Origin of the sequence: Mycobacterium sp. 1482292.6, assembly GCF_001672995.1 — a bacterium.
Classification (GTDB): domain Bacteria; phylum Actinomycetota; class Actinomycetes; order Mycobacteriales; family Mycobacteriaceae; genus Mycobacterium; species Mycobacterium europaeum_A.
On record NZ_LZKV01000068.1, the window covers coordinates 1 to 3,962 of the forward strand.

At 70.4% G+C, this 3,962-nt stretch carries 3 protein-coding genes and 2 pseudogenes; all 5 read right to left on the bottom strand.

Going from position 1 to position 3,962, the window contains the following annotated elements; all coding sequences use genetic code 11:
* Positions 1-433 (bottom strand): annotated as a pseudogene (locus A5624_RS05925) (DUF58 domain-containing protein); the annotation flags it as partial.
* Complete coding sequence (locus A5624_RS05930) at positions 433-1,542, bottom strand: AAA family ATPase (RefSeq protein ID WP_369806908.1); 1,110 nt, start codon at positions 1,540-1,542, stop codon at positions 433-435. The gene A5624_RS05930 and the pseudogene A5624_RS05925, both read right to left, overlap by 1 nt.
* Positions 1,425-2,564, bottom strand: a complete 1,140-nt coding sequence (locus A5624_RS05935) for a DUF4350 domain-containing protein (RefSeq protein ID WP_066863028.1) — start codon at positions 2,562-2,564, stop codon at positions 1,425-1,427. Before A5624_RS05935 ends, A5624_RS05930 begins: the two co-directional genes overlap by 118 nt.
* Positions 2,564-3,217 carry a DUF4129 domain-containing protein gene (locus A5624_RS05940; RefSeq protein WP_066863020.1) on the bottom strand — a complete coding sequence of 218 codons (654 nt, stop codon included), beginning with the start codon at positions 3,215-3,217 and terminating at the stop codon, positions 2,564-2,566. Before A5624_RS05940 ends, A5624_RS05935 begins: the two co-directional genes overlap by 1 nt.
* A gap of 22 nt (positions 3,218-3,239) precedes the next feature.
* A pseudogene (locus tag A5624_RS05945) lies at positions 3,240-3,962 on the bottom strand (hypothetical protein); the annotation flags it as partial.

Sequence of the window (3,962 nt, forward strand, 5' to 3'; positions counted from 1 at the left end):
CCTGCCGTCCCGCCAGCCCCAGCGGACCGATCGATCGGGCGGTCACCACCGTCGCGCGCTGATCGCCGCGGCGGAGCGGTTGCAGCCGGGCCGTGACGCGCTGGTCCTGTCCGGCCGCGATGTTGATCGGCTGGGTGCGCGGCTGCGCCTGGGCGCTGGGCGGCCAGGCGTCGCGGATCTGGCCGCGGAAGCTGCGCGGGCCGTCGTTGCGGATCAACAGCCCGCACTCGACCTGCTGGCCGAGCCGGGCGGAGCGATCCGGGGAACGGACGTAGCGCAACTTGGCGGGGCTGGCCGCCAACACGATGTCGACGACCACCAGAACCGTCAGCGCGATCAGCAGGGCCACGAAAGTCGTTGCCGGCCAGGGGGACAGCGCGATGGGCAGGACGCAGATCAGTGCGACCAACCCGGTGCGTCCGGTCAGGACCACTAGCGGGGCACCGGAACCGACGCCAGAATCCCGTCGAGCACACCGTCGGGCGTGGCCCCTTCGAGTTCGGCCTCGGGCCGCAGCATCACCCGGTGCCGCAGCGTCGGGCGGGCCATCGCCTTCACGTCGTCGGGAGTGACGTAGTTGCGGCCGGACAGCCAGGACCAGGACCGCGCGGTGGCCAGCAGGGCGGTGGCACCGCGGGGCGACACGCCCAGTTGCAGCGCGGGGGACGACCGGGTGGCCCCCACGATGTCGACGATGTAACCGAGCACCTCGTCGCCGACCAGCACGCGCTGGACGGCGTCGCGGCCGGCCGCCAGGTCGGCGGGCCCGGCCACCGGGCTGATCGCCGACAGGTCGCGCGGGTCGAAGCCGTGCGCGTGCCGGTGCAGGATGGCGATCTCGGCGTCCCGCGGCGGCAGCGTCACATTCAGTTTGAGTAAAAAGCGGTCCAGCTGGGCCTCGGGCAGCTGGTAGGTGCCCTCGTATTCGACCGGGTTCTGGGTCGCGGCCACGATGAACGGGTCGGGCAGCGGCTGCGGTTGGCCATCGACGCTGACCTGTCGCTCTTCCATCGCCTCGAGCAGCGCGGCCTGGGTCTTGGGTGGGGTCCGGTTGATCTCGTCGGCCAGCAGCAGGTTGGTGAACACCGGGCCGGGCCGGAACACGAACGCGGCGGTGCGCGCGTCGTACACCAGTGAACCCGTCACGTCGCCGGGCATCAGGTCCGGGGTGAACTGCACCCGCTTGAATTCGAGCTGCAGCGCCGCGGACAGCGCCCGGACCAGTAGCGTCTTCGCCACTCCCGGAACGCCTTCCAACAGCACGTGACCACGGCACAGCAGCGCGATCACCAGGCCGCTGACCACGCCCTCCTGTCCGACGACAGCCTTGGCGAGCTCGCCACGCAACGCCAGCAGTGCCTCGCGTGCCGATTCAGCGGTGGGGGACTGGGCGGTATCGGCTTGTGGAGCGGAAGGGGACTGTGTCACGGGTGTGCGACCTGCCTTTCGATTTCGTCGAGCGCACGGCCAAGTTGTAACAGGTCGTTGTCGGTCGTCGGGGGCGGACCGAACAGGTGGTAGGAGACGAACGCCGGATCGGATCCGATGCGCTGGGCCGCGGTGGTCACCACCGCATCGGGTGACGCGCCCGCGCCCAGGCCCAGCCGCGGCAGCAGCCGCGCGACCGTGGCGGCGCGCAAGGCGGTGGCCGCGCGGTCGCGTGCCCGTCGGGACCGGTACAGCCGCCCGCGACCCTCGACCGTCTCCGACGCGCGGACCACCACGGGCAGCTCCTCGGCCACCAGGGGCCCGGGGCGGCGGCCCTTCCACAGGGCGACCAGCAGCACTCCCAGCGCCAGTTGACCGACGATCCAGATGACATTGGGCGGGATCAGGTCGAAAAGCGATGCCTTGGCCGAGGATTCACCCTCGACCTGATGCGGCGCGTACCAGATGAGCCGGGGCCGGTCGCCGGCGAGGTTCATCGCCAGGGCCGCGTTGCCCGCTTGCAACAGGCCGCCGTTGGTCATGAAGTCGGTGTTGCCGACCGCTGTGATGGTGCGGCCGTCGTCGCGGAAGCGGATCAGCGCGCCGTCGTAGCAGCGGGTCATCGCGCGCCCGCCTTTGGGCTCGTAGGTGTTGCTGGGCCCGAACCGCACCGAGCCGGCCCGAACCGCCTCGCGCAGCGTGCAATTGGGGTCGAGGTCGAAACCGTTGGCGCCCGAGATCCGGATGTCCGGCAGCAGCGCCTCGCGGGTCCGTGTCGTCGGTTCCACCAGCAGCAGGTCCGAATGGACGCTGGCCAGCCGGTCCAGCAGCGTGTCGGTGAGGTATTGGCTCTGGGCCACCAGGATCAGCGCATCGGGGCGCGCCGCGTGTTCGACGTCGGCGATGTTGTTGGCCACCACGACGTCGACTCCGGCGTTGCGCAGCAATTCCACCAGTGCGTGGGCGCCGTCGGGTCCGGTTGCCCCCGGGTCCATGCGTGCGCCGGGCCGCGGCGCGGTCAAATAGGCATCGACGCCGGCGATGACCGCGAGCACCAGCAGCGTGACGAGCACCCACCGCCAGGTGCGCCAGCGCCGCGGCGTGGTTTCGGGAGTCACACCGGTGGTCGTCGCCATCAGCGCACCGCCGCCCACGACTCGGGGGCTTCCGCCCGGCCGGGTCCCAGCGGTCCGCCCTGCCAGCGGGACCGCAGGTGGTCGTCCAGCTCGGCGATCATCTGGTAGGCGGGCTGGGTGCCGGGTTGTTCACCGTACGTGACGTCGTTGAAAGCCGATGCCGCTTGCGTCAATTCGCCGGCCAGATGGGGCAGCGCGGCGCCGGCGTCGCGGGCCAGCTCGTTGGCCGTGCGGCCGGGGGCGGGTGTCAGCACCCGGGTCTCTTCGAGCTGGCGGGCGACGGCCCGCAGCCGGTGACGAATCGCCGCCGCCCAGTCGCCCTGCGCCGCATGATTCTCGGCCGTCGCGCGATGCTGGGCGGCGGTCAGTTGGGCGGCCTCGAACAACGAGTGATCGCCGCCGCGGCGGGTGCGCATGGTGCGGCGCAGAACGTAGACGCCGACGAGCACCGCGATGGCGAACAGGATGAAAAGCACTGTGGCGGTGAACCATCCGCCCGGAATCGTCGAGGTCTTCTGCAGCAGCCGGTAAATCAGGTCGTTGAGCCAGTCGACGAAGTGTTCTCGCGCGGAGCCCTTCGAATAGCTGGGTTTGTTGAGCTCGTCCTGTGCGGCGCGGTGTGCGGCATCGCGGTCGATGTCGATGGAAGGCATCCTGCGGCAATCCTTTCGGCCCTTACAGGGGCCGGGTCAGCCAGAGGTTGTCGGTGGAAGCGGCCGCGTATGGCCCCTGGGCGGCTCCGCTCTGCAACACCAGATCGAATGCTTCGGCGCGCATCCGGCGGTCGGTGTACAGCAGCACGATGACTCCCGCGTTGAACGGCGCGGTGATGATCTCACCGATCGCCGCCCCCACCGACAGGATCGCGGTGCTGACCAGGAACGCCGTGCTGGACGAGGTGACCTGGAAGAACTGGCCGACGAGGCTGAAGGGCACCGCTACGGCGTTGGCGACCACGGCTGCCACCAGGAACGTCAGCAGCCGGATGCCCAGCACCCGCCAGAAGCCGTGGCGAATCAGCTTGAAGGACCGGGTGATTGCGTCCATGACCGGCAGCCGCTCCAGCACGATCAGCACCGGGGCGAACAGCACCACCGTGTACAGGTACGCCAGGAACGCGAGGACGGCCAGCACCAACGGGATGCCCAACACCACGGCCGCCGCGGCGTTGCCGACCGCCGCCAGCACCCCGATGATCACCGCGACCAGCCCGGCGAGGGCCGCCACCACGACGGCTTCCAGCAGGGCCAGACCGAGCAGGGCCAGCAGCCGCCCGCGAATCTTGGCCCAGGTCTCGCCGATGGTGATCGGTGACCCGAACACCGCCCGCCCGACGATGACGGTGAGCATGCCCGACAGCAGCATGCCGCCCAGCCAGCCGACCAGGATGCCGCCACC

Excerpts from the sequence above, each read along its gene's own strand:
- A5624_RS05935 (WP_066863028.1), bottom strand. The coding sequence starts at position 2,564 with ATGGCGACGACCACCGGTGTGACTCCCGAAACCACGCCGCGGCGCTGG.
- A5624_RS05940 (WP_066863020.1), bottom strand. The coding sequence starts at position 3,217 with ATGCCTTCCATCGACATCGACCGCGATGCCGCACACCGCGCCGCACAG.